This window comes from Hydrogenophaga sp. UC242_53 (assembly GCF_042696965.1).
Taxonomy (GTDB): Bacteria; Pseudomonadota; Gammaproteobacteria; order Burkholderiales; family Burkholderiaceae_C; genus Hydrogenophaga.
Genome location: NZ_CP170552.1, coordinates 4,166,189 through 4,188,671 on the forward strand (window position 1 = coordinate 4,166,189; position 22,483 = coordinate 4,188,671).

The window sequence follows — 22,483 nt, forward strand, 5'->3', positions numbered from 1 at the left end:
TCGATGGACCATGGCAGGCGGCGGCGCGGCCGGCCTCAGATGCTGTAGCTCTCATAGGTCGACGGGTGGAACAGCTCGGCGAGCTCGACCTTGCGGGCCGACAGGCCTTGCGCATGGTGGTGGTGCAGGAAGGCCTCGAGGGTCCGGGTGTTGGGCGCCACGCCGTAGGACCAGAAATCGTTGCCCAGCAGTTCGCGCGCGGCCTTGAGCTGCTCCTCCACGAACGGCAGCGTGACCTTGGTGGCCGAGGTGTCGGCCAGCAGCTCCAGCGCGCGCGCCTTGGATTCGCTGAAGGCCTTGAACAGCGCGGCGGGCAACCAGGGGTGCCGCTGCACCAGCTCCTTGCGCACACCGACCACGTGCATGATGGGGAAGATGCCCTTGCGGGCGTAGTAGTCCTTCGCGGCCGCCGTGGGGTCGTCGAACAGCCAGCCCACCTGCGGGTTGCTCAGGGCGGGACCGCTCGGCGGGCGCGGCGCGATGAAGGCATCGATCTCGCCCTGGTCGAGCAGGTCGGAGATGGTGCGGCCTTCCGGCGCGCTCGTCACGTCGACGCCGGGCGGCAGGTTCAGCTTGATCTTCTCGGGACGCCCCGGCGTGTCGATGCCGCCGCGCACCCACTTCACGTCCTCCGGCCGGATGCCGAAATCATCCTGCAGGATCGAGCGGGCCCAGACGATGGCGGTGAGCTGGTACTCGGGGATGCCGATGCGGCAGCCCTTCAAGTCCTCGGGGCGCCGGATGCGGTCCTTGCGCACGTAGATCGAGGTGTGCCGGAACGCGCGCGAGAGAAAGACCGGGATGGCCACGTAGGGGCTGTCACCGGCCGAGTGCTTGACGAGGTAGCTGGAGAAGGACAGCTCGGTGACGTCGAAGTCGCGGTTGCGCATGGCGCGGAAGAACATTTCCTCCGGGCTGAGCAGCATGTAGACCGGGTCGCAGCCATCGATCTGGACGCGGCCGTCGAACAGGGCGCGGTTGCGGTCGTAGTCGCCCATGGCGACGGAGATTTGCAGTTGGGACATGGTGGGGTTTCTCAAAGGTCGATTTCGATCACGGAGCTCTTGGCGCGGGAGACGCAGATCATGATTTCGCTGTCGTGCTGGTCTTCGTCGAGCACGTAGTCGCGGTGATCGGCCACACCGGCCACGAGCCGGGTGCGGCACGAGCCGCAGGTGCCGCTCTCGCACGAGCTGGGCACCAGCACCCTGGCTTCGCGCAGCACATCCAGGATGGTCTTGCCGCAGGGCACGTCGAACATCTGGCCGGTCTTGCAGAGCCGGACCTTGAACGGGATGTCGGTGTGCGCATCGGAGACCTCGCTGGTGCCGAAGTCCTCGAAATGCACCGTGCCACTCGGGCGGCCGCGCGCCAGTTCCTTCACCGCGTCCATCAGGCGCCGGGGGCCGCAGCAATAGATGTGGGCGTCGGCCGCGCAGGCCTGCATCGCGGCCGCGAGGTCGAAGCGCTGCGCCGGGTCGGCGTGGTTGTGGTGCACGGTGGCGTGCGGCGCCAGATCGGGGGCCAGCAGTTCGTCGCGGTAGGCCGCCGACTCGGGCATCTGCGTGAGGTACAGCACCTTGAAGGCCCTGCCGCGCTGCCGCAGGGCGCGCGCCATGGACAGGATGGGCGTGATGCCGATGCCGCCGGCGATCAGCCAGTACGAGGGCGCCTCCATGCCCAGCGGGAAGTAGTTGGCGGGCGGCGACACCGAGACCGGGTCCCCCCGCTGCACCTGGTCCACCAGGCTGCGCGAGCCCCCCAGGCCCTGCGCCTCGCGCTTGACCGCGATGCGGTAGAGCGCCGTCTCGCCCGGGCGGTTGCAGACGGAGTAGCGCCGCGTGAGGCCGTTGGGGGTGAGCAGCGTGATGTGGGCGCCGGGTTCGGCGGGTGGCAAGGCACCGCCACCGGCCCGCGCCAGTTCGAACTCGTGCACATCGCTCGCGATGCACTGTTTGCCCACCACCTGCAGGCTCATCCAGCCGTTGTCCACGGTGGACGGGGTCGGGGCCGTGGCGACGGCCAGGTCTTCATTGCTCATACGGGAACCGCTCTCTGTTCGTTCAGGGCCACGTCGGCGTTCTGCTCGGAGGACTCGAGGGCCGCCAGACACACTTCCAGGTTGGCCATGCCCCACAGGCCGTCGTGCACGGCGGCCGCGCGGCCGCGGATCGCATCGCCCCATTCGTCGAGCACGAGCTCGCGCGGGCTGCGGTCGGTGGGGAAGCGGAGTTCCTCCACGCCGTCGCGGTCGTACACCTGAAGCCCTTGTGGCGACTGCCGGATGTCGCCGCCCTCGCAGCTGACCAACGTGATGCCGAAGAAGGGGTGGAAGGGCGCCTGATCCGGAATCACCTGGCCGGCGCGCGCCTGCTTGGCCTGGAGTTCGGCGGCGGCGTCGCGCGCGCCGCCGGCGCCGCGGCGCTGCACGCTCCAGCCCTGCTCGGGGGCGGGGAAGCCCCATTCCGACAGCCCGCCGAGGATCTCGGTGGTCTGGAAACCACCGTAGCCGTTGTACACGGCGGTCGCCACCGCGCCGTTCTCGAAATCGAGGTAGACGCAGTGCGCGCCGATGGCGCGCCGCCCGCGGTCCAGGTCGAAGGCGCGGGCGCGCACGCGGCGAACCTCGCCGCCGCACAGCAGCCGCAGGATGTCGAACTGGTGCGAACCCTGGCGCAGCGTCACGCCACCCCCTTGCCGGGCATCCAGCTCGTCAGGGCGGCGCGGGCGGTAGATCCAGTCGGTGAAGCACCAGTTGTGGGCCATGCGCACGCCTCCCAGGCGGCCCGAGGCGATCACTTCGCGCATCTTGCGGATGGGCAGGTCGTAGCTGTGGGAATGACCCACCAGCAGGACCACGCCGCGCTCGCGCGCCGCCCGCACCATGGACCGCGCGTCGTCCAGCGCGATGGCCATGGGCTTCTCGACCAGCACGTGCAGGCCCGCCTCCATGGCCTGCAGCGCCTGGGCCGTGTGGTATTCGGTCGGCGAGGCGATGCAGACCGCGTCCAGGCGCGGGCCTTCGGCCAGCAGCTGCGCCAGCGTCGCGTGGCCCGGCACACCGTACTTCGCCTGTGCCGCCAGACGGGCGTTTTCGTGCGGTTCGACGAAGGCCGCCAGCTCGAATTCGGGGTGTCGGGCGATCGCAGGGACGAAGGCCAACCCGGCATTGCCCATTCCGAGCATGCCGATGCGAAGGGGAAGGGACATCACGGTTCTCCGTCGAGGCCCAGGTCGTCGTCACCGTCCACCTGCCGGGCGGCGTCCCGACTCAGGTTGTCGATGATGGCCAGCAGGGTGCGCCGCGTCGTGGCCAGGTCCTCGGCCGGCACGCCCTGCGAGGCGATGGCGTTGACCTCCTCCGCGCAGATGACGATGGCCGAGCGCAATGCCACGCCCTTGGGCGTGAGGAAGACGCGGTTGTTCTTCTTGTTGCCCGGCACCTTCTGGCGGAAGACATAGCCCTGCGCCTCCATGCCCTTGAGGGCCGTGATGGTCGAGGGCTCGGTCACGCCGGCCTGCTCGCTGAGCTGGCGCTGCGTCAGGCCGTCGCCGCGCCACAGGATGCGCAGCAGGGTCCAGTGGCCGTAGAGCACATCGTGCTGCTTCAGCCGGCGCGAGAGGCTGCTGGAGGTGCAGCGGAACGCGGTCTTGACCAGGTGGGCCAGGCGCTCGTCGTTGAGCACCCCGCGCCAGTCGGCGGCAATGGCTTCTTTTTCCCTGTTGTTTTCTGCTTGAGACATGGCGATCGGTTGGCTTGAGGCGGGGTCGGGGTGGATGGAAGCGTCAGTCCGGGCTGATGCAGATGCATTTTTCGGGGTTGATCCTGACATACAGGGGCTCACCCACCATGGTCTTGAGCGAGGGGTGCGCGCGCGCCATCAGGGAACGGTCGCCGAGTTTGACCTGAAAGTCGATGAACTCGCCCAGGAACACCTTGGCGTCGACCGTCGCGGCCAGCACGTTCTCGCCCACCGGCGCCAGTTCGCTGAGCTCCACGTCCTCGGGCCGCACCGAGAGCAGCACCCGCGCGCCCACGGGCAGCTTTTCGTAGGCGGTGACCCGCAGCACGCCGATGCCGGTCTTGACGTCGCACAGGTTCTCGCCCACCCAGGCCCGCACGTCCCCTTCGATGAAGTTGGTCAGGCCCACGAAGTCGGCCACGAAGCGGTTGGCCGGGCGCTCGTAGATGTCGCGCGGCGAGCCGATCTGGCGGATGCGGCCTTCGCTCATCACCGCGATCTCGTGCGACAGCGCCAGCGCCTCGCTCTGGTCGTGGGTGACGTAGATGGTGGTCAGGCCGAGTTCGCGCTGCAGGCGCTTGAGTTCGAAGCGCATGCGCTCGCGCAGCTTGGCGTCCAGGTTGGACAGCGGCTCGTCGAGCAGCAACAACTCGGGCTCCATGGCCAGCGCGCGCGCCAGCGCCAGGCGCTGCTGCTGGCCGCCGGAGAGCATGGTCGCCTCGCGGTCCGCGAAGTTCTCCAGGCCCACCACCGTCAGCACGCGCATGACCTTGTCCTCGATCTCGCGGCGGCTGAATTTCTTAGAGCCCACCTCGAGCGGGAACGCCGCGTTCTGGAACACGTTCATGTGCGGCCAGATCGCGTAGGACTGGAACACCATGCCGAAGTTGCGCTTGTTGGGCGCGATGAAGACGCCGGTGCTCGAGCAGTAGACCGGCTGGCCATTCACCGTGATCTTGCCCGACACGGGTTTCTCCAGGCCGGCCACCGAGCGCATGGTCGTGGTCTTGCCGCAGCCGCTGGGCCCGAGCAGGGTGAACAGTTTGCCCCGGGGCACCTCGATGGAGATGTCCTGCGCCGCCTTGACGATGCGCCCGTGGCTGTCCTTGTATTGCGTGTTGAGGTTGCTTACGCGCAGCATGTGCTTGTCTCCAGTTGCTTGTTCATCAGATTTCCTTCACCCCGAAGCGGCGTCCCACGTACTGGGCCAGGATCACCAGCATCAGCAGGGCCAGGATGAACACCACGCCCAGCGCGGACAGCTCCACGAACTGCCCGTTCTCCCACAGCTCCCAGATCACGATGGCGATGACCTCGTTGCCCGGGCTGTACAGCAGGATGGAGGCCGAGAGCTCGCGGATCGAAACGATGAAGACGTAGATCCAGCCGGCCAGCAGGCCCGGCTTGAGCAGGGGCAGGAGGATGCGGTAGAACATCGTGCCCCAGCCCGCTCCGCTCATCTGGGCCGATTCCTCCAGCTCCTTGTGGATCTGCAGCATCGACGTGCTGTTGTAGCGCATGCCGTAGGGCATGAACCGCGTCACGTAGACGATCAGCATGATCCACAGCGTGCCGTAGACGCCGATGTTGAAATTCAGGTAGAAGACCATCACCGCCAGGCCCAGCACCAGGCCCGGGAAGACCAGCGGCAGGGAGGCCACGTTGTCCAGCAGCCAGCGGCCGGGCAGTTTGGTCTTGATCACGATCCAGCACACCACCGAGGTCATCAGCATCACGATGGTGGCGCTGCCGAAGGCCAGCAGCAGGCTGTTCCACACCGAGTTGGCGATGGTCGGGTGGTCCCAGAGGAAACGATAGGCGTCCAGGCTCATGTTGCGCGCCGCTTCCATGGAGGGCACGGCGTAGTAGCTCTGCAGCGACGACCACAGCAGCACCAGGAAGGGCAGCAGCACGATCAGCGCGAAGTACAGGATGAACACCGCGGCCGTGACATAGCGCCAGGCGCCCAGGTCGACCACGCGCGGGCGGAACCCCTTGCCCGTGACGGTGGCGTACTTGCTGCCCTTGCCGGTGAGCCGGGACTGCAGGTAGATGCCCGCCGTGGTGATGAGCAGCAGCGTGGTGCCGTACGAGGACGCCAGGCCCACCTGGCTCGGATACTGGTGCACCGCCTGGTAGATGGCGGAGGTCAGCACCGGCGTGCCCACCGGAATGCCCAGCAGCGCGGGCACCTCGAAAGCCTCGATGGCGCGCACGAACAGGATCAGCATCGAGGCGAAGATCGCCGGCCAGGTCAGCTTGAGCGTCACGCGCCAGAAGATCTGGCCGATGCTGGCGCCGCTCATCAGGGCCGACTCCTCCAGCGAGGGGTCCATCGAGCGGAACGCCGCCGTCATCATCAGGAAGGCCATGGGCGAGTAGTGCAGGCCCTCGACCCAGATCATTCCCCAGATCGAGTACACGTTGACGAACACGTGGTCGGTGGCGAACCAGCTCTGCAGCAGCAGGTTGATCAGGCCGATCTTCGGGCTGCCCAGCAGGATCCAGGAGATCGTGAACATGATGCCGGGAATGATCAACGGGATGATCGAGAGCGCGAAGAACAGCTTCTTGAAAGGCGTGTTGGTGCGCTCGTTCATCCAGGCCAGCATGCCGCCCACGCCAAAGGCGAACACCGCCGTGCCGCTGGCGAACACCAGCGAGTTGCCCATGAGGTGCAGGGTGTCGGTCGAGCCGTAGGCCCGGGCGTAGTTCTCCAGCGTGAAGCGCGAGGCCTCGCCCGCGGTGTCGGGCGTGAAGAAGCTCTGCCAGATCAGGAAGCCCAGCGGCATCAGGGCCAGGTACGCCACCGCCAGCAGGCAGGCCCCGATCACCAGCCACTGCATGTTCAGCGCCCCGCCCAGCCTGCGCCAGGGCGGCACCCTGGCCGGGCGGGCACCGGCGGCGTTCAGCGAAGTGCTCATGTCGGTGATCACTTGGCTTTCTTGACGATCATCTCGTCAAAGGTGGTCAGCCAGGCGTTCTGCATGTCGATGGCCTTGGCCGGATCGATGTAGCGCAGGGCGTCGTCGCGCAGGGGGTGGGGCAGCTTCTTGTGCGTGGTCACATAGCTGAACTCCTGCAAGATGCGCTGCCCCTCCTCGCTGACGATGAAGTCGTAGAACAGGATGGCCGAGGCCGGGTTCGGCGCCTTCTTCAGCAGGGCCACGGTGCTGGGCTGGGCGATCACGGGCTTGAGCGTGAAACCCTTGATGGGCGCGCCCTTGGCCTTGAGCTGCTCGGGGTTCCAGTTGTAGACCGTCAGGGCCAGCGGCACCTCGCCGGAGGCGACCATGGTGGTCAACAGGGAATGCCCCTTGCGGGCGGAGATGCCGTTGGTGGCGCACGATGTTCTTGAAGATCTCGCGCCCGCGCTCCTCGCCCATCTCCAGCAGCAGGGTGCCGAACCAGCCGTGGTTGTTCGCCTCGATGCCCAGGCGCCCTTTCCATTTCGGGTCCTGCAGGTCCTCGTAGCTCTTGGGCAGCTCGGCTTCCGTGATGCGGCTGGTGTTGTAGGCCGCGGTCCAGACGTCCAGGGTGACGCCGACCCACTCGCCGTGCGCCGGTGTGGCCTGAGGGATCAGCTCCGCCGTGAAGGGGGAGCGCACGGCCTGCAGCAGCTTCTCGCGGTGGGCCGCCTCGTTCTCGGGCGCGTTGTTCTGGACGATGTCCACCTCGAAGCGGTTGCCGCGCGACTCCGTGATCACGCGCTGGAGAATGGCCTCCGAGCCTGCGCGCCAGGCGCGGGTCTTGATGCCGTACTTCTTGGTGAAGGCCGCCATCACGTTGGTGAGCGCGGGATACGAGTGGTACACCGTGATCCCGTTCTCCTTCTTGGCCGCCTCCACCAGGCGCGCCTGCCGGTCGGGGCCCTGGTACAGGGCCAGTTCACTCACGCTGCCCTGGGCCAGGGCACCCTGGGCACCGAGCACCACGAGGGCGCTCGCCACCACTTTCTTCAGAATCTTCTTCATTGCTGTGTCTCCTTCATCATGGGGTCCAGGCGGTGTTCCCGGCGCGGCTCGCAACGGCTGGATGGCTCGCCTCTCAGCTCTTCTGGCGGATAGCGCGCCGTCGCAGGTATTCAAAGTTGATCGTGTATTGCTCCGTCTTGGTGATGGTGTCGTGCAGGCGCTCGATGCACGCCCGGTCGAACTCGGCCCCGGCGGCACCGGCCGCGTCGGCCAGCAGCTGGATCTCGCAGGCGTTCTCCAGCAGGATCGCCAGGATGGTCGACTCCTCGACGCTGGCGCCCACCACCGCCACACCATGATTCCTCATCAGCACGGCCTTGTGGGGACCCAGGGCTTTGCGCAACGCCGGCCCCCCATTGCGTGCGTGCGGATCAGCTCGATGGTGTCGGTGTACACCGGCAGGCCATCGAGGAACGCCACGCTGGGCTGGCTGATCGGCCGCATGGTCCGCCCCGTGGCCGAAAAGGCCACGGCGTGCGTGGGGTGCGTGTGGATCACGCTCATGACATCGGGCCGCGCCTTGTAGATTTCGGAGTGGATGTACACCTCGCTGTGCTTTCGCCCGCCGCCCCCGATCTTCTCGCCATCCAGGTTGCAGATGACGATGTTTTCGTGGGTGATCTCGTCGAAGCCGAAGCTGTGCGGCTTCATGTAGAAGTGGGTCGGGTCGCCGGGCACGCGCACCGACACGTGGCCGCGCGTGAGGTCGCCCTGGCCCGCGGCCTCGAGGATGAGCCCCGAGTCGATGAGCACCTGCCGGGCGTCTTCCGCGCTCAGGCCGCCTCGGGTCTGCGCCGGGTTAGCCATGCTGCGCTTCCAGTGCGGCTTCGGTCGCTTCCCGAAGCCTGGGGTTCTCGAACACGTTGACCAGGTCCTGTGCGATGGGCGAGTACTTGGCGTGGGTGCGCAGCATGAAGCTGGCGAAACCGTCGCTGTTGTGGTGCTTCTTCTTCTCGTTCGGCAGGTCGATGCAGGCGTTGCGCGCGGCATCGCGAACGATGCCGATCGGGTCCTGGCCCTGCTGCATCTTCTTGATCTCGCGCCGCAGCACGCGGCGGTAGGTGGCGATGCCCTTGTCCGACGCGCCCAGGTTCTCCAGGGTGCGGTCGGCGATCGCGCCCTGGGTGATCCAGGCCATCATGTCCTGGCCGTCCACGTTGTCCACGATGAACTCGCCTTTGTCGTCCTTGAAAGGCACGTCGTAGGTGTGCACCTTGTCCAGCAGGCGCTGCGGCACCGAGACACCCTCGGGCGGCACGTAGGCGTTGTACCAGAGGTGCAAGGTGTTCTCATCGTCCATCGGCACCCGGATCTGGAACGAGAAGTAGCGCGACTTCTCGTCGCCATTGCCCACGGCCAGCATGTTCGGGAACACGACCGGATCGCCAATGCGCCAGTCGTCGCCATCCTCCGAATGTCCCTCCAGCAGGCGGTGCTTCGTGATGCCGAACTCGAACTCGCGGAAATCGATCTTCACATGGTGGGCGCTGATCGCGACCTTGATGCCTTCCTGCTCCTTGAGGAACTCGTAGTGGTGCCCGTGCAGCCACTCGGTGTGGATCGGATCGAGCGAGTTCTCCATCACCTGAAGCCAGTTCACCGGCAACTCCGCGCGACCCAGCATGCGGATCGTGCCGCCGGCGACGAAACCGTCGAAACGCGGCAGCAGCGGCGCGGGCTGGGGGCCCAGGTAGGCGAACACGAGGCCACCCAGCTCCTGCACCGGATAGGCATCGATGGCACCTTGTCGCGGAACGCGCAGTTGTCGACCTCGTTCGGCTGCTCGATGCACTTGCCAGCCACGTCGAACTGCCAGCCGTGGTACGGGCAACGGATGCCCTCGGCCGTGGGGATGCCGTGCAGGAACGACGCGCGCCGGTGGGGGCAGCGCTCCGCGATCAGGCCCAGTTCGCCCTGGCGGTTGCGGAACAGCACCAGGCGTTCGCCCAGCAGCCGCACCGGCCTCGTCCACTTGCCGTCCATGTCGGCCACCGCGCAAATCGGGTGCCAGTACCGCCGCATCAGCTCGCCCATGGGTGTGCCTTTGCCCACCTGGGTCAAGAACTGGTTGCCTTCAGCCGTTTCCATCGCTCATCTCCTATCGAGGGGTTTGGTCAGATTTAAGAAAATACTTAGCTATCTATCATTTGTCGATCGCCAGTGTAAAGGCGCCACATCCCTTGAATCAACGCCATTTTTGGGCATTTTTTTAGGGGTTTACCCTGATGATTTTAAATACACCGGGTATTTTTACTTAGATAGAAAATTTTGTTCTTCTGCCTACAATCCGCCCGCCTTCCGCACGGTGTGGAAGGCGGGGGCCCTGACGGGCTCCGACCGAACCACAAGGAGATATCCCTCATGAAAAAGAGCTTGATGGCTCTGGCCGTCCTGGCCTGTACCGGCAGCGCCATGGCGCAAACGAACGTCACCCTCTATGGCCGCATCGATGCCTCGCTGGGGGCGACGAAGCTCAACGGCGTGAGCACCACGCAGCTCTACAGCGGCAACCTCACCAACAGCCGCTGGGGCATGCGCGGCAGCGAAGACCTGGGCGGCGGACTCAAGGCCCTCTTCCAGCTCGAGACGGCATTCAACGCCGACGACGGCACCGGCGCGGCCGGTTTCTCGCGCCAGTCCTGGGTCGGCCTGAGCGGCGGCTTCGGCTCGGTCCGCATGGGCAAGGCCGACAGCATCTACAAGGACATCTTCGACCTGGGCAACACCTACAACATCTCGGCCGACTCGCAGTTCAACTCCGCCGTCGAGGCCTACCGCGCCGGCCTGGCCGCCTACGTCGCCCGCCCGAACAACCAGATCCGCTACGACTCGCCCAGCTTCGGCGGCTTCAGCGCCGGCCTGACCTACGCGCTCGATGAGGACGTGGCCGGCACACCCAAGGTGACTGCCATCGGCGCGCGCTACCGCGCCGGCAACCTCGACCTGGGCGTCGCCCACCAGGACGAAGACCAGCCGCTGTTGGTCAACGACCGCCAGCACACCACCGTCGGCGCCACCTACAACTTCGGTCCGGCGCGCCTCTCCGCGCAGTACCAGAACGTCAAGGCCGGCGACAACCGCAAGGACAACGAGATGGCGCTGGGCGTGAGCGTGCCGCTGGGCAACCTGGAGCTGACCGCCGGCTACTCGCGCAGCAAGGCCAAGAACGCCGCCGGCGCCACCAGCGGCAAGGGCGCGGCCTTCGCCCTGGCCGCGACCTACGCCCTGTCCAAGCGCACGCGCGTGTACGGCGGCTACCTGGACGGCGAAACCGAGAACGCCGCGGGCGTGACCACCCGCGACTACCGCCTGTACGCCGTGGGCATCCGCCACGATTTCTGAGCGCGCCCCCACTCCAAGGCTTCAAGCCTGCCAGCCCTCACGGGTTGGCAGGCTTTTTTTCGACCCACTCCGAGACGGCGGTGCGCCTGTCAGTGTCCGCCGACAGACAGGTGATTGGCACGGGTGGTAGCCTGACGCCTGCAACCTTCACCGGAGAACCGCCATGGAACATGCCATCGAACACGAAGAAAGCGGCTCGCGCGGCGCCTTCCACGTCCTGCGCAGTGGCCAGCGCGTCGGCGAGATGACCTACAGCCGCACCAACCCTGCGCTGGTGGTCGTGGACCACACCTATGTAGACCCCAGCCTGCGCGGCCAGGGCGTGGCGCAGCACCTGCAGGACGCGATGGTGGCCTGGGCCCGCGAGACGGGCAACAAGGTCGTGCCCGTCTGTTCGTACGTGAAGGCCCAGTTCAGCCGCGACCCGTCGATCCGCGATGTGCTGGCCTGAGCCCGTTTCCTTTTTCTCAACCACCCTCCCCCATCCCATGGCACAACACACCATCCAGCACCAGGAACAGGATTCCAAAGGCGCCTTCTACGTCGAACAGGGCGCGCAACGCATCGCCGAGATGACCTACAGCCGCACCAACCCCACGCTGATCGTCATCGACCACACCGAGGTGGACGAAAGCCTCAAGGGCCAGGGCGTGGGCCGCCAGCTGCTCGACGCGCTGGTGGCCTGGGTGCGCTCGAACAACACCAAGGTGATCGCGCTGTGCCCGTTCGCGAAAGCGCAGTTCGACAAGGACCCGTCGATCCGCGACGTGCTGCGGGCCTGAGGGGCCGGGGTGGCCCCGCTGCTGTACAGCTACCGCCGCTGCCCGTACGCGATGCGCTCGCGCATGGCGCTGCTGGTGGCGGGCATCGAGTTCGACGCGCACGAGATCGTGCTGCGCGACAAACCCGCCGAGATGCTGGCCCTCTCGCCCAAGGGCACGGTGCCCGTGCTCGTGCTGCCCGGCGGCGAGGTGCTGGAGCAAAGCCTGGACATCATGCGCTGGGCGTTCTCGGCGCACGACCCGGCGGGCTGGTGGGCGCGCGCGCAGAGCCCGGCCCATCTGGAGCTGCTGTCCTTGTGCGACGGCGCCTTCAAGCACCACCTGGACCGCACCAAGTACCCCGAACGTTTCGACGGTGCCGACCCGGCGCGGCACCGCGCGCAGGCGGTGGACGCGCTGCTTCAACCCCTGGACGCCCGCCTGCAACAGAGCGCCCAGCTGGGCGGCGACCGCCCCTGCGCCACGGACCTCGCCATCTTTCCCTTCGTGCGCCAGTTCGCGGCGGTGGACCCGGCCTGGTTCGAGGACCGCTTGCCCCTGTCCGCGCTGAAAGCCTGGCTGGCCGGGTGGTTGTCGCACCCGCTGTTCACCGCCGCCATGGCGAAGCTGCCCAGTGGTCAGGTGACGAGATTCCCCGCCCCGCCGGCGCTCACGCCGCCACCAGCAAGCCCCGCAGCAATTCGCTGACACCGTCCCACACGATCTGCACACCGAGGCAGAGCAGGATGAAGGCCGACAGCCGCAGGAAGATCACCGTGCCGGCTTCGCCCAGGGGTTTGAGCAGGCGGTCGGCATAACGGAACGCCAGGTAGAGCAGCACGCCGATGACGAACAGCGCCAGCACACCGCCGCCCATGCGGGCCAGCGAGAGCGCGAAGCGCTGGTCGTGCAGGGCCACGCCCACGGTGATGGCCGCCGCGATGGAGCCCGGGCCGCAGCTGATGGGAAAGGTGAGCGGGTAGAACGCCTGCCGGCGCGCCTGCTCGGGCGTGAACGCCTCGGCCAGTTCGGCTCGGCTGTCCTGGGTGGCGTGGCCGGCGTTGAGCAGGCGCCAGGCCGAGGCCGCCACGATGAGCCCGCCGCCCACGCGCACGATGGGCAGGGAGATGCCGAAGAAGTCGAGCACGTAGGAGCCCACCAGCATGGAGCCGATCATGAGCGCGAACATGTTGCGCGCGATGCGCCGCGCCAGCAGCGCGCGCGTGGACGGCGAGGCCCCTTCGGTGAGGCCGAGGAAGATGGGCGCGGTGGCCGCCGGGTTCAGGATCGGCAGGATGGCGGCGAACACGAAGAGAAAGCTCTTCCCGAACGCCAGCAGAAGTTCGAGGGTCATGCGCCCGATTGTCTCAAGGCGCGCGCGGCGGCTCCACCAGGTCGCGCATGCGCCGGCGCAGCGCGCGCTCGCGCCGCTGCTCTTCGTCCCAGTCGTCGCGCACGCCGCGCCACAGGGCGATGGCCATCAGCACGATCACCACGGTGAAAGGCAGGGCGAACACGATGGTGGCGGTCTGCACGGCCTTGAGGCCGCCGGCCAGCAGCAGGCTGATGGCAATGCCCGAGATCAGCAGGCCCCAGGCGATCTTCACGCGCGCGCCGGGGTTCTCCTCTCCACCGGTGCTCATCATGCCCAGCACCAGCGTGGCCGAGTCGCCCGAGGTGACGAAGAACAGCAGCACGAGCACGGTGCGCAACGCCGGACATCAGCGCGGTCATGGGCAGCGCCTTGAACATCGCGAACAGCGCGGTGGAGACGTCGGCGCGCACCGCGTCGGCCACGGGCACGCCCTGCATGATCTCGAGATGCAGCGCGGTGCCGCCGAACACCGAGAACCAGACGAAGGCCGCCAGGCTGGGCGCGAGCATGGTGCCCAGGACGAACTCGCGGATCGTGCGGCCGCGCGAGACGCGCGCGATGAACAGGCCCACGAAGGGCGACCAGCTCACCCACCAGGCCCAGTAGAAGATGGTCCAGCCGCCCACCCAGGTGCTGTCGCGAAACGGTGTCATGCGCAGGCTCATGCGCACCAGCTCGCTGACGTAGCTGCCCAGCGTGGAAGTGAAGGCGTCGATGATGACCACCGTGGGGCCGACCACGAACACCACCAGTGCCAGCAGGGCGGCAAGCACCAGGTTGATGTTGGAGAGCCACTTGATGCCCTTGGTGACGCCGCTGACGGCCGAGGCCAGGAACAACACGGTGGTCACCACGATGATGCCGACCTGCTGGGCTTCGCCCACCGGCAGGCCCAGCAGCGCGTGCAGGCCGCTGTTGATCTGCAGCGCGCCCATGCCGAGCGAAGCCGCCACGCCGAAGGCGGTGGCGATCACCGCGAGCACGTTGACCACCGGCCCGAGCCGCTGCAGCGGCGCCCAGGGCAGCGCCTGCACCGCCGTGCTCACCAGCGCGGTGCCGCCCTTGCGGAACTGGAAGAAGGCGATCGACAGCGCGACGATGCTGTAGACCGCCCAGGGGTGCAGGCCCCAGTGGAAGAAGCTGTAGCGCATGGCCGCGTTGGCGGCTTCCGGCGTGCGCGCCGCGATGCCGGGCGGCGGTGTGCCGTAGTGCGAGATCGGCTCGGCCACGCCCCAGAACACCAGGCCAATGCCCATGCCGGCCGCGAACAGCATGGCGAACCAGCTGCCGATGGAGAACTCGGGCTCATCGTCCTCGCCACCGAGCTTGAGATCGCCATAGCGGCTGAACGCCAGCACCAGCGCGAACACCACCAGGCCCAGCACCACCCACAGGTAGAGCCAGCCGAAGTCGCGCGTGATGACCGCCAGCGCACCCTGGAACAGCACGTCCAGGGAATCGGGGGGCGATGACGCCCCACAGAACGATGGCCAGGATCACGCCGGCCGAAACGATGAGTTGCATGAAAGGGTCCTCCTCAATCTCCACCGTCCTGCGGTGTCGGGGTCTCGGGCCGGGCCGCCACCATGCGGCCGGCCTGGGCCTGCAGGGCATCCACCATGGCGTCGAGCTGTTCGAGCTGAGGGCCATCGAGGTCGGCCACCAGCTCGCGGTTGATCGCCGCCACGCGCGGGTAGATCTCACCATACAGCCGTCGGCCCTCGTCGGTCAGGAAAACGTGCACCTCGCGCCGGTCCGACGGGCGAGGCTGGCGCACCACGAGTTTCTTGGTCACCAGCGTGCTCAGGGTGCGCGAGGTGCGTGCGCGGTCGAGCATGGCGTGTTCGGCCAGCTGGGACGAGAGCGCGCCCTCGCGCTCGGCCAGGAAGGACAGGATGCGCCACTCGCGCCGCGTGATGCCGAATTCGCTCTCGCACATGTGCACCACCAGCCGCCCGGCGGTGATGTGGATGCGGTAGAGCCGGTACAGCAGCAGGTCGGCCTGCCGCTGCGGCGCCGTGATTCGGTTGCTCATCAGGGAAAACACCCGCAATGATTGATTTCTGCAATTGATTGTCGCTGCATAGGATGCTGGGTTGCTCGGGAAATTTCCCCCTCTGGAGACCCACCATGCCCCCCCGCCGACGGCTGCTGTTGTCCCTCACCGCCGCGCTTGCCGCGTCCACCGCCCTGCCGGCCCAGGCCCAGGCCCAGGCCTTCGAAGGCCCCCTGCGCATGGTGGTGCCTTACGCGCCGGGTGGTTCGTCCGACCGCGTCGCGCGCCTGGTGGCCGACAAGCTCGGGCCCAAGCTGGGCCTGACCGTGGTGGTGGAGAACCGCACCGGCGGCGGTGGGCGCATCGCGGCCCAGCAGCTCAAGGCCACGCCGGCCCACCAGAACGTGCTGCTGCTGGCCAACCCGGCGCTGATGCTGGTCGCGCCGCTGGTGTTCAAGGACGCGGGCTACGACCCCGACAAGGATTTCCAGCCGGTGTCGCAGGCCAGCAGCTACGAGTTCGCGGTGGCGGTGGGCGCGGGTGTGCCGGTGCGCGAACTCAACCACCTGCTGGCCTGGCTGCGCGCCAACCCCGAGCAGGCCAACTTCGGCGTGCCGGCCACTGGCAGCCTGCCGCACTTCTTCGGCCTCATGGTGGGCGAGAAGGCGGGCGTGAAGGCCCAGGTGGTGGGCTACCGGGGCTCCGGCCCGCTGCTGGCCGACCTGATGGGCGGCCAGGTGCCGGTGGCCTTCGACACCTTCGACACCCTGCTGCCGCAGCACGAGGCCGGCAAGATCCGCATCCTCGCCGTCTCCAGCGCCAAGCGCTCGCCCTTCGCGCCCGCCATCCCCACCTTCAAGGAAGCCGGGCTGGACCTCGGCGCCGACGGCTGGAACACCTTCTTCGCCCCCGCCAGCATGCCCGCGGCCCGCGCGGCGCAGTTCGGCCAGGCGATCCGCGAGGTCATGCAGGACCCCGAGACCGTGCGCCGCTTCAACGACGCGCGCCTGGGCCCGGTGGCCAGCACGCCCGAGCAGACGCGCCGCATGCTCGCGGCCTACCGCGCTCAATGGGCCCCTGTGGTGCAGAAGTCCGGGTATCAGCCGTGAACACCCCCCTGCGCCGCTGCGCGGCTTCCCCCCTCCGTGGCGCGCCTTCGGCGCTTCGAGGGGGGCGGCATCTCGGGCCGGCGGAGCCGGACCCTTGGTGCCCCTGGTGGGCATTGTTTCGATTCAAACGGCTAGGTTTCTTTTTTCCTTTTTTCTGTCTCCATGAAGATCACCGCCTTCCGCCTCGCCCTCACCCTGCTCGCGGCCACCGCCGTTCCCTTCGCTGCCGCCCAGGACGGCTACCCGAACAAGCCGGTGCGCTTCGTCAACAACTTCCCCGCCGGCGGCCCCTCGGACCTGCTCGCGCGCTCGGTCGCCGCCGTGCTGCAGGAGACGCTCAAGCAGCCCTTCGTGGTGGAGAACAAGGCCGGCGTGGCCGGCAACATCGGCGCCGCCGACGTGGCGCGCGCGCCGGCCGACGGTTACACCGTGCTGTTCGGCATCGACACCACCTTCACCGTCAACCCCCACCTCTACGGCAACATGCCGTTCAAGCGCGGCGACCTCAAGCCCCTGGTGGTGATGGCCTCTTCCGGCCTGCTGGTGGGCGTGAACCCGGCCACCGGCATCAAGAACCTGGCCGGCATGGTCGAGATCGCCAAGACCAAGGGGCTGAATTTCAGTTCGGCCGGCAGCGGCAGCCCGGGCCACCTCGCGGTGGAGGTCATCAAGGAAGCCACGCGGGCGAAGATCACCCACGTGCCCTACCGCGGCAACACGCCGGCCGTCACCGCCGTGCTCTCGGGCGAGGTCGACGGGGGCGTGCTCGCCACGCCCGGCATGCTGCCGCACGTGCAGACCGGCAAGATCACCGCGCTGGCCGTCACCAGCCGCCAGCGCTCCCGCCTGGCGCCCGAGCTGCCCACGGTGGCCGAAGCCGGCCTCAAGAGCCTGGAGCAGGAGGTGCTCTACATCGTGATGGTGCCCGCCGCCACCCCCGACGCGGTGGCGCAGACGCTGCAGAAGGGCATCGTGGACGCGCTCAAGCGGCCCGACGTGCAGGCCCGCATGACCCACCTGGACCTGTTCTTCGAAGGCCTGACCGGCGCGCAGGCCAGCCAGCGCCTGGACGCGCTGTACAACCGCTACGGCCCGATCGTCAAAGCCACCGGCATGAAGGTGGAGTGAGCACACCATGACCTCAACGCAGCAACGCCCCAACCTCATCTACATCGTCTGCGACGACCTCGGCTACGCCGACCTCGGCTGCTACGGCGGGCGCGAGGCCGACTTCGGCGCCGTCTCGCCGCACATCGACCGCCTGGCCGCCGGCGGCGTGAAATTCACCCAGGGCTACGCCAACTCGCCGGTGTGCTCGCCCACGCGCTTCGCGCTCATCACCATGCGCTACCAGTACCGGCTGCGCGGCGCGATGGAAGAGCCCATCAACAGCCGCAGCAAGGGCAGCACCACGCTGGGCCTGCCGCCCGAGGTGCCCACCTTGCCGTCGCTGCTGAAGAAGGCCGGTTACCACACCGCCCTCATCGGCAAATGGCACCTGGGCTACCCGCCCTCGTTCGGCCCGCGCCGCTCGGGCTACGACGAGTTTTTCGGCATCATGGCCGGCGGCGTGGATTACTTCACCCACTGCTCGTCCAGCGGCGAACACGACCTCTACATCGACGAGCAGGAGCACCACGAGGTGGGGTACCTCACCGACGTGCTGTCGCAGCGCGCGGTGGACCACGTGCGCCAGCGCGCGGCCGACGCCAAGGCCGGCAAGCCCTTCCTGCTCAGCCTGCACTACACCGCGCCGCACTGGCCCTGGGAGACGCGCGACGACGCGCACGTGGCCTCGGACGTGGCGAAGAACCTGTTCCACCTGCACGGCGGCGACGTGCAGACCTACCGCCGCATGATCCACCACATGGACGAAGGCATCGGCCGCCTCATGGCCGCGCTGCGCGAAGAAGGGCTGGAAGAGAACACCCTGATCGTCTTCACCAGCGACAACGGCGGCGAGCGCTTCTCGGACAACTGGCCGCTGGTGGGCGGCAAGATGGACCTCACCGAAGGCGGCATCCGCGTGCCCTGGATCGCGCACTGGCCCGCTGCCATTCCGGCCGGCACGGTGAGCACCCAGCACTGCATGACCATGGACTGGTCGGCCACCCTGCTCGCAGCCGGCGGCGGCCAGGCCGACCCGGACTGGCCCCTGGATGGCGTGAGCCTGCTCCAGGTGCTGCGCGACCCCGCGCAGCGCTTCGAGCGCCCGCTCTACTGGCGCATGAACCACCGGGGCCAGCGCGCGCTGCGCGAGGGCGACTGGAAATACCTGCAGGTGGATGGCCACGAGTACCTGTTCAACATCGGCAAGGACGAGCGCGAGCGCGCCAACCTCGCCGCGCGCGAGCCCGAGCGGCTGGCGCGCATGCGCGAACAGTGGGTGGCCTGGGACGCCAGCGTGCCGCCCATCCCGGTGGATGCGACGGTGAGCCTGGGTTATTCGGCCAAGGACATGCCGCAGCGTTGAGCCGCCGGCAGCAAGCGCTCTTCGGACGGGCCGAACAGGTCCAGCTGCCAGCTCGCCTCATTGGCAATCCGGATCAGCACGTCGTGAATGCAGGGATACACCTCCTCGGGCAGCAGGCGCTGGAGCCGGGCGATGCGCTGCACGCAGCCCCGCAGCTGCTCGCCATCCATGGGGCCGAGTTTCAGCTCGGCGACGTCCACCACCTCGATGCGGTCCAGCGGGCCCACGACCGGGTCGCGGCACAGACCCTGGAACTCCACCTTGAAGCCGTGGGACAGCCACGATTCGCCCCTTGCCTGCTCTTTCAAGTGCGCCAACACGGCCTGGAACCGGACGATGGTGTCTTCAGGGGTCCCATCCGCGCCCCCTCGATCCGAGCGCCAGAGTTCGGCCAGGACCGCCGAGCTGTCACGCGCCCCGGGCCACTGGGGCCCCAGGTGCGCGACCGACGGGGGAAGCGCCGCCCGCCTGCCCGTCAGGAACTGGACGATCTCGGGCCACGCGCCCTCCGCCATGCGGCCTTCTTCGTGGTGCCGGATCACCGCCGCCAGGAAACCCCGGAGGTGGTCGTTGGCGGCGAGGACTTCGGCCTGTTGCGCGGGCAGGCCCGCCAGGCGCTGTTTCCATCCACCGGCAGGATCGGCATCCGCCTCCGCATGTGCGAGGGCATGGTGAAAGAGCTGGAAGATGCTTGACAACATGGCGCGAATCCTTGGTGCGGGGCGACAGAAACGCCCACAGAATGAGCCACTCTCGCCTCGCGGTTGGCGCTGTGGGTCCGCCTGGGCGGAATCAGGAACGAATCAAGCGATCGCGCGCACGAACCGCCTGGGCCCCGCCGGCAGGCCACGGTCGATTCAGTAGGATCGGGGCATGTCACGTTTCCACCGCCTGTTCCCCTTCCTCCGCTGGCCGCGCCCCGACGCCGCCCTCCTGCGCGGCGAGGCCCTGGCCGGCCTCACGGTCGGCCTCATGGTGATCCCGCAGGGGGTGGCCTACGCCGCGCTGGCCGGCATGCCGCTGGTCACCGGCATCTACGCCTCGCTGCTGCCGGCGCTGATCGCGGTGCTGTTCAGTGCCTCGCCTCGCCTCTCGGTCGGGCCCACCGCGCTCACCTGCCTGCTGGTGGGCGCCTCGCTCAGCGGGTTGGCCGAACCTGGCAGCGCGCAATGGGTGGCGCTGGCGGTGTGGCTCGCCCTGCTCACCGGCCTGCTGCAGATCGCGCTGGGCTTCGCGCGCTTCGGCTGGCTGCTCAACCTCGTGAACTCCCCCGTGCTCATGGCCTTCACGCAGGCCGCGGCGGTGCTCATCATCGCCTCGCAACTGCCGGCCCTGCTCGGTTTCGCGGGCTGGGACACGCTGTTCACCCAGCCCCACGTGCACTGGCCTTCGCTGGCCTTCGGTGTGCGCAGCTTCGCGCTGCTGGTGCTGGCGCGCCGCTGGCGGCCGGGCTTTCCGACCGTGCTCACCGTGGTGGTGGCGAGCGCGGCCATCAGCTACGCCGTGGGCTTCGAGGCGCTGGGCGGCGCGGTCATCGGCTCGCTGCCGCAGGGCCTGCCCGCCGCCTACTGGCCCGGCTGGCCGGGTTGGGCCACGCTCGGCCAGCTGGTGGTGCCCACGCTGGTGATCACGCTGGTGAGCTTTCTGGAAACCGCGTCCAGCGCCAAGGTGGACAACGGACAGCGCGGCCAGCGCTGGGACCAGGACCAGGACCTGATCGGCCAGGGCCTGGCCAAGCTGGCCTCGGGCCTGAGCGGTGCGTTCCCCACCAGCTCCTCGTTCTCGCGCTCGGCGCTCAACCTGTACGCGGGCGCCAAGACCGGCTGGGCCACCATCTTCTCGGTGATCGTGGTGCTGATCACCCTGCTGCTGTTCATCCCGCTGTTGCACCACGTGCCGCTGGCGGTGCTGGCCGCCATCGTGCTGGTGGCGGTGATGGGCCTGATCAAGCCGCGCGCCTTCAGCCAGCTGTGGAAGCTCTCGCGCGTGGAGACGGTGATCGCCGGCATCACCTTCGCGGTGACGGTGCTGGCCGCGCCTCGCCTGTACTGGGGCGTGCTGGCGGGCGTGCTCATGGCGCTGTCGCACTTTCTCTACCTGCGGCTGCACCCGCGCATCATCGAAGTGGGCCTGCACCCCGACGGCAGCCTGCGCGACCGCCACCTCTGGAAACTGCCGCCGCTGGCGCCGCGCCTGTACGCGCTGCGCATGGACGCCGCGCTGGACTTCGCCACCGCCAACGGCTTCGAGCGCGCGGTGTCCGAACACATCGCGGCCCACCCCGACACCCGCCACGTGATGCTGATCGCGCACCCGATCAACTGGATCGATGCCACCGGCGCCGAAGCCTTCGGCCGCCTGCGCGAACAGCTCGACGACCAGCGCATCGAACTGCACCTGGTCGGCATCAAGCTGCCGGTGGAGAACGTGCTGCGCCTGGCCGGGCACCTGGAAGCGGGCCCGCGCCTGCACCTCTACCGCACCGAGGCCGACGGCCTGCGCGCGGCCGATGCGCTCACCGAGGCGGCGCCCACCGTGCAGGGCGCCGCCCCGGCCTGAGCCGGCCGTCCGTGGCTTACTGCAGTTCGATCGTCTGCTTCACGAGCTCCTCGCGCGTGAGGCGCGGGAAGCTCTCGGCGTACATGTAGCTGTAGCCCTCGTTCTGCCACTTGGCCAGGTCGATCACGGCGGCCGGCACGACGGTGATCACGTCGTAGAACTCGTCGGGCTTGTAACCGCGCGAACGCGCCGCGTTGCTGCACACGCGGATCGTCACGCCCGCGTCCTTCAGCGCCTTGAGCTCCTCGTACATGTCGGGGTAGGCCGCGCGGTTGAGGCGCGAGAAGGCGTGCAGCTCGTTGCCGTGCGCCACGATCACGATGTGCGATTTCGCCGGGTCGCCGTATTCCTTGATCGCGCGCAGGTGGTTCTTGATGTAACCGAACGCTGCCTTGCCCTCGAGCGGCTTGGCGAAGTTGAAGTCGTACAGCGCTTTCTGAGGGGCGTAACGCGTGCCGTCAAAAGGCGACGGGTCTTGAGGGCCGGCCCAGGCGGCGGTGCTCAGCAAGGCGGCGAGCGCCAGCGGGACAAGACGGGTGTTGATGATGGTCTCCTGTGGTGGGGGAGCCCGAGGTTAGCTTGAAAATCCGGATATTCGAAACAGCTTCTTTAATGCCTGCAGAATCACCCGCCTGCGCCCCGCTCTTGCGCCAACCGACCCACGGACCGATTCATGGAACTGCCCCGACACCAACTCAGCATGACGGTGCTGATGACCCCCGACACCGCCAACTTCTCGGGCAAGGTGCACGGCGGCACCGTGCTCAAGCTGCTCGACCAGGTGGCCTTCGCCTGCGCCAGCCGCTACGCGGCGTCCTACGTGGTCACGCTCAGCGTGGACCAGGTGATGTTCCGCCAGCCGATCCAGGTGGGGGAACTGCTCACCTTCCTCGCGGCCGTGAACCACACCGGCACCTCGTCGATGGAAGTCGGCATCAAGGTGATCGCGGAGAACATCCGCACCCAGGCGCAGCGGCACGTGAACAGCTGCTTCTTCACCATGATCGCGGTGGACGACCACGGCAAGCCCCAGGCCGTGCCGCCGCTCGAACCCGGCACGCCCGACGAGCACCGCCGGCACGCGGCGGCCACGCTGCGCAAGACCATGCGCCAGGAAATGGAACAGCGCTACGCGGCGATCCGCTGAGAAG

24 protein-coding genes and 2 pseudogenes are annotated in these 22,483 nt (G+C 68.0%); 9 read left to right on the forward strand and 17 right to left on the reverse strand.

What is annotated here, in order from left to right:
- Window positions 1-35 precede the first annotated feature (35 nt).
- From ACFJI0_RS20940 to ACFJI0_RS20995, 12 genes and pseudogenes are all read right to left on the reverse strand, one after another.
- Entirely contained in the window at window positions 36-1,025 is a 990-nt protein-coding gene (locus ACFJI0_RS20940; protein WP_382322177.1) for an ABC transporter substrate-binding protein, read from the reverse strand.
- An 11-nt stretch (window positions 1,026-1,036) separates the two neighbouring features.
- Window positions 1,037-2,041 (reverse strand): PDR/VanB family oxidoreductase, encoded by a 1,005-nt coding sequence (locus ACFJI0_RS20945; RefSeq protein WP_382322178.1) that lies wholly within the window; start codon window positions 2,039-2,041, stop codon window positions 1,037-1,039.
- Window positions 2,038-3,210, reverse strand: coding sequence for a Gfo/Idh/MocA family protein (locus ACFJI0_RS20950; RefSeq protein ID WP_382322179.1), 1,173 nt, complete (start codon window positions 3,208-3,210; stop codon window positions 2,038-2,040). The genes ACFJI0_RS20945 and ACFJI0_RS20950 overlap by 4 nt, the downstream gene beginning before the upstream one ends.
- Window positions 3,210-3,743, reverse strand: a complete 534-nt coding sequence (locus ACFJI0_RS20955) for a MarR family winged helix-turn-helix transcriptional regulator (protein ID WP_382153469.1) — start codon at window positions 3,741-3,743, stop codon at window positions 3,210-3,212. Before ACFJI0_RS20955 ends, ACFJI0_RS20950 begins: the two co-directional genes overlap by 1 nt.
- A 43-nt stretch (window positions 3,744-3,786) precedes the next feature.
- Window positions 3,787-4,884: an ABC transporter ATP-binding protein gene (locus ACFJI0_RS20960; protein ID WP_382322180.1), complete on the reverse strand. Its 1,098-nt coding sequence runs from the start codon at window positions 4,882-4,884 to the stop codon at window positions 3,787-3,789.
- Window positions 4,885-4,909: 25 nt separating this feature from the next.
- Window positions 4,910-6,667: an ABC transporter permease gene (locus ACFJI0_RS20965; RefSeq protein WP_382322181.1), complete on the reverse strand. Its 1,758-nt coding sequence runs from the start codon at window positions 6,665-6,667 to the stop codon at window positions 4,910-4,912.
- An 8-nt stretch (window positions 6,668-6,675) separates the two neighbouring features.
- Window positions 6,676-7,038, reverse strand: a complete 363-nt coding sequence (locus ACFJI0_RS20970) for a substrate-binding domain-containing protein (protein ID WP_382322182.1) — start codon at window positions 7,036-7,038, stop codon at window positions 6,676-6,678.
- 103 nt (window positions 7,039-7,141) lie between these two features.
- Window positions 7,142-7,717: pseudogene (locus ACFJI0_RS20975) on the reverse strand (ABC transporter substrate-binding protein); the annotation flags it as partial.
- A gap of 73 nt (window positions 7,718-7,790) precedes the next feature.
- Window positions 7,791-8,060 carry a class II aldolase/adducin family protein gene (locus ACFJI0_RS20980; RefSeq protein WP_382322183.1) on the reverse strand — a complete coding sequence of 90 codons (270 nt, stop codon included), beginning with the start codon at window positions 8,058-8,060 and terminating at the stop codon, window positions 7,791-7,793.
- A complete protein-coding gene (locus ACFJI0_RS20985) occupies window positions 8,024-8,524 on the reverse strand; it encodes a class II aldolase/adducin family protein (protein WP_382322184.1) in 501 nt (166 codons plus the stop codon). The genes ACFJI0_RS20980 and ACFJI0_RS20985 overlap by 37 nt, the downstream gene beginning before the upstream one ends.
- Window positions 8,517-9,419 carry an RHO alpha subunit C-terminal catalytic domain-containing protein gene (locus tag ACFJI0_RS20990; RefSeq protein WP_382322185.1) on the reverse strand — a complete coding sequence of 301 codons (903 nt, stop codon included), beginning with the start codon at window positions 9,417-9,419 and terminating at the stop codon, window positions 8,517-8,519. Before ACFJI0_RS20990 ends, ACFJI0_RS20985 begins: the two co-directional genes overlap by 8 nt.
- Window positions 9,314-9,805: a Rieske 2Fe-2S domain-containing protein gene (locus ACFJI0_RS20995; RefSeq protein WP_382322186.1), complete on the reverse strand. Its 492-nt coding sequence runs from the start codon at window positions 9,803-9,805 to the stop codon at window positions 9,314-9,316. Before ACFJI0_RS20995 ends, ACFJI0_RS20990 begins: the two co-directional genes overlap by 106 nt.
- A 273-nt stretch (window positions 9,806-10,078) precedes the next feature.
- Here ACFJI0_RS20995 and ACFJI0_RS21000 point away from each other — a divergent pair, with 273 nt between their 5' ends.
- The 4 genes from ACFJI0_RS21000 to ACFJI0_RS21015 all read left to right on the forward strand — a co-directional run bounded on the left by ACFJI0_RS21000 (window position 10,079) and on the right by ACFJI0_RS21015 (window position 12,528).
- Entirely contained in the window at window positions 10,079-11,059 is a 981-nt protein-coding gene (locus ACFJI0_RS21000; RefSeq protein ID WP_382153453.1) for a porin, read from the forward strand.
- A gap of 163 nt (window positions 11,060-11,222) precedes the next feature.
- On the forward strand, window positions 11,223-11,510 hold the full coding sequence (locus ACFJI0_RS21005) for a GNAT family N-acetyltransferase (RefSeq protein ID WP_382322187.1): 288 nt from the start codon (window positions 11,223-11,225) through the stop codon (window positions 11,508-11,510).
- Complete coding sequence (locus ACFJI0_RS21010; RefSeq protein ID WP_382322188.1) at window positions 11,497-11,841, forward strand: GNAT family N-acetyltransferase; 345 nt, start codon at window positions 11,497-11,499, stop codon at window positions 11,839-11,841. Before ACFJI0_RS21005 ends, ACFJI0_RS21010 begins: the two co-directional genes overlap by 14 nt.
- Before the next feature lie 9 nt (window positions 11,842-11,850).
- Window positions 11,851-12,528, forward strand: coding sequence for a glutathione S-transferase (locus tag ACFJI0_RS21015; protein WP_382322189.1), 678 nt, complete (start codon window positions 11,851-11,853; stop codon window positions 12,526-12,528).
- Here ACFJI0_RS21015 and ACFJI0_RS21020 read toward each other — a convergent pair.
- From ACFJI0_RS21020 to ACFJI0_RS21030, 3 genes and pseudogenes are all read right to left on the reverse strand, one after another.
- Window positions 12,491-13,174, reverse strand: coding sequence for a MarC family protein (locus ACFJI0_RS21020; RefSeq protein WP_382322190.1), 684 nt, complete (start codon window positions 13,172-13,174; stop codon window positions 12,491-12,493). The two genes, ACFJI0_RS21015 and ACFJI0_RS21020, sit on opposite strands and share 38 nt — an antisense overlap.
- 13 nt (window positions 13,175-13,187) lie before the next feature.
- Window positions 13,188-14,719: pseudogene (locus tag ACFJI0_RS21025) on the reverse strand (BCCT family transporter).
- 13 nt (window positions 14,720-14,732) lie between these two features.
- Window positions 14,733-15,230: a MarR family winged helix-turn-helix transcriptional regulator gene (locus ACFJI0_RS21030; RefSeq protein ID WP_382322191.1), complete on the reverse strand. Its 498-nt coding sequence runs from the start codon at window positions 15,228-15,230 to the stop codon at window positions 14,733-14,735.
- Between the two features lie 95 nt (window positions 15,231-15,325).
- Here ACFJI0_RS21030 and ACFJI0_RS21035 point away from each other — a divergent pair, with 95 nt between their 5' ends.
- The 3 genes from ACFJI0_RS21035 to ACFJI0_RS21045 all read left to right on the forward strand — a co-directional run bounded on the left by ACFJI0_RS21035 (window position 15,326) and on the right by ACFJI0_RS21045 (window position 18,773).
- Window positions 15,326-16,300, forward strand: coding sequence for a Bug family tripartite tricarboxylate transporter substrate binding protein (locus ACFJI0_RS21035; protein ID WP_382322192.1), 975 nt, complete (start codon window positions 15,326-15,328; stop codon window positions 16,298-16,300).
- Window positions 16,301-16,462: 162 nt separating this feature from the next.
- On the forward strand, window positions 16,463-17,428 hold the full coding sequence (locus ACFJI0_RS21040; RefSeq protein WP_382322193.1) for a Bug family tripartite tricarboxylate transporter substrate binding protein: 966 nt from the start codon (window positions 16,463-16,465) through the stop codon (window positions 17,426-17,428).
- Between the two features lie 7 nt (window positions 17,429-17,435).
- Window positions 17,436-18,773: a sulfatase gene (locus tag ACFJI0_RS21045; RefSeq protein WP_382322194.1), complete on the forward strand. Its 1,338-nt coding sequence runs from the start codon at window positions 17,436-17,438 to the stop codon at window positions 18,771-18,773.
- Here the strand turns inward: ACFJI0_RS21045 and ACFJI0_RS21050 are convergent.
- Window positions 18,743-19,474, reverse strand: a complete 732-nt coding sequence (locus ACFJI0_RS21050) for a hypothetical protein (RefSeq protein ID WP_382322195.1) — start codon at window positions 19,472-19,474, stop codon at window positions 18,743-18,745. The two genes, ACFJI0_RS21045 and ACFJI0_RS21050, sit on opposite strands and share 31 nt — an antisense overlap.
- 172 nt (window positions 19,475-19,646) lie before the next feature.
- Between ACFJI0_RS21050 and ACFJI0_RS21055 the strand changes: the two genes are divergently transcribed.
- Window positions 19,647-21,332, forward strand: coding sequence for a SulP family inorganic anion transporter (locus ACFJI0_RS21055; protein ID WP_382322196.1), 1,686 nt, complete (start codon window positions 19,647-19,649; stop codon window positions 21,330-21,332).
- A gap of 16 nt (window positions 21,333-21,348) precedes the next feature.
- Here ACFJI0_RS21055 and ACFJI0_RS21060 read toward each other — a convergent pair whose 3' ends face one another.
- Complete coding sequence (locus tag ACFJI0_RS21060; protein ID WP_382322197.1) at window positions 21,349-21,840, reverse strand: DsrE family protein; 492 nt, start codon at window positions 21,838-21,840, stop codon at window positions 21,349-21,351.
- A 165-nt stretch (window positions 21,841-22,005) separates the two neighbouring features.
- Between ACFJI0_RS21060 and ACFJI0_RS21065 the strand changes: the two genes are divergently transcribed.
- Complete coding sequence (locus ACFJI0_RS21065) at window positions 22,006-22,479, forward strand: acyl-CoA thioesterase (RefSeq protein WP_382153395.1); 474 nt, start codon at window positions 22,006-22,008, stop codon at window positions 22,477-22,479.
- Window positions 22,480-22,483: the final 4 nt, after the last annotated feature.

What these genes read in the sequence shown, in the direction of transcription:
- ACFJI0_RS20940 (WP_382322177.1), bottom strand. Translation starts at nt 1,025, where the DNA reads ATGTCCCAACTGCAAATCTCCGTCGCCATGGGCGACTACGACCGCAAC.
- ACFJI0_RS20945 (WP_382322178.1), bottom strand. Translation starts at nt 2,041, where the DNA reads ATGAGCAATGAAGACCTGGCCGTCGCCACGGCCCCGACCCCGTCCACC.
- ACFJI0_RS20950 (WP_382322179.1), bottom strand. Translation starts at nt 3,210, where the DNA reads ATGTCCCTTCCCCTTCGCATCGGCATGCTCGGAATGGGCAATGCCGGG.
- ACFJI0_RS20955 (WP_382153469.1), bottom strand. Translation starts at nt 3,743, where the DNA reads ATGTCTCAAGCAGAAAACAACAGGGAAAAAGAAGCCATTGCCGCCGAC.
- ACFJI0_RS20960 (WP_382322180.1), bottom strand. Translation starts at nt 4,884, where the DNA reads ATGCTGCGCGTAAGCAACCTCAACACGCAATACAAGGACAGCCACGGG.
- ACFJI0_RS20965 (WP_382322181.1), bottom strand. Translation starts at nt 6,667, where the DNA reads ATGAGCACTTCGCTGAACGCCGCCGGTGCCCGCCCGGCCAGGGTGCCG.
- ACFJI0_RS20970 (WP_382322182.1), bottom strand. Translation starts at nt 7,038, where the DNA reads ATGGTCGCCTCCGGCGAGGTGCCGCTGGCCCTGACGGTCTACAACTGG.
- ACFJI0_RS20985 (WP_382322184.1), bottom strand. Translation starts at nt 8,524, where the DNA reads ATGGCTAACCCGGCGCAGACCCGAGGCGGCCTGAGCGCGGAAGACGCC.
- ACFJI0_RS20995 (WP_382322186.1), bottom strand. Translation starts at nt 9,805, where the DNA reads ATGGAAACGGCTGAAGGCAACCAGTTCTTGACCCAGGTGGGCAAAGGC.
- ACFJI0_RS21000 (WP_382153453.1), top strand. Translation starts at nt 10,079, where the DNA reads ATGAAAAAGAGCTTGATGGCTCTGGCCGTCCTGGCCTGTACCGGCAGC.
- ACFJI0_RS21005 (WP_382322187.1), top strand. Translation starts at nt 11,223, where the DNA reads ATGGAACATGCCATCGAACACGAAGAAAGCGGCTCGCGCGGCGCCTTC.
- ACFJI0_RS21010 (WP_382322188.1), top strand. Translation starts at nt 11,497, where the DNA reads ATGTGCTGGCCTGAGCCCGTTTCCTTTTTCTCAACCACCCTCCCCCAT.
- ACFJI0_RS21020 (WP_382322190.1), bottom strand. Translation starts at nt 13,174, where the DNA reads ATGACCCTCGAACTTCTGCTGGCGTTCGGGAAGAGCTTTCTCTTCGTG.
- ACFJI0_RS21030 (WP_382322191.1), bottom strand. Translation starts at nt 15,230, where the DNA reads ATGAGCAACCGAATCACGGCGCCGCAGCGGCAGGCCGACCTGCTGCTG.
- ACFJI0_RS21035 (WP_382322192.1), top strand. Translation starts at nt 15,326, where the DNA reads ATGCCCCCCCGCCGACGGCTGCTGTTGTCCCTCACCGCCGCGCTTGCC.
- ACFJI0_RS21040 (WP_382322193.1), top strand. Translation starts at nt 16,463, where the DNA reads ATGAAGATCACCGCCTTCCGCCTCGCCCTCACCCTGCTCGCGGCCACC.
- ACFJI0_RS21045 (WP_382322194.1), top strand. Translation starts at nt 17,436, where the DNA reads ATGACCTCAACGCAGCAACGCCCCAACCTCATCTACATCGTCTGCGAC.
- ACFJI0_RS21050 (WP_382322195.1), bottom strand. Translation starts at nt 19,474, where the DNA reads ATGTTGTCAAGCATCTTCCAGCTCTTTCACCATGCCCTCGCACATGCG.
- ACFJI0_RS21055 (WP_382322196.1), top strand. Translation starts at nt 19,647, where the DNA reads ATGTCACGTTTCCACCGCCTGTTCCCCTTCCTCCGCTGGCCGCGCCCC.
- ACFJI0_RS21065 (WP_382153395.1), top strand. Translation starts at nt 22,006, where the DNA reads ATGGAACTGCCCCGACACCAACTCAGCATGACGGTGCTGATGACCCCC.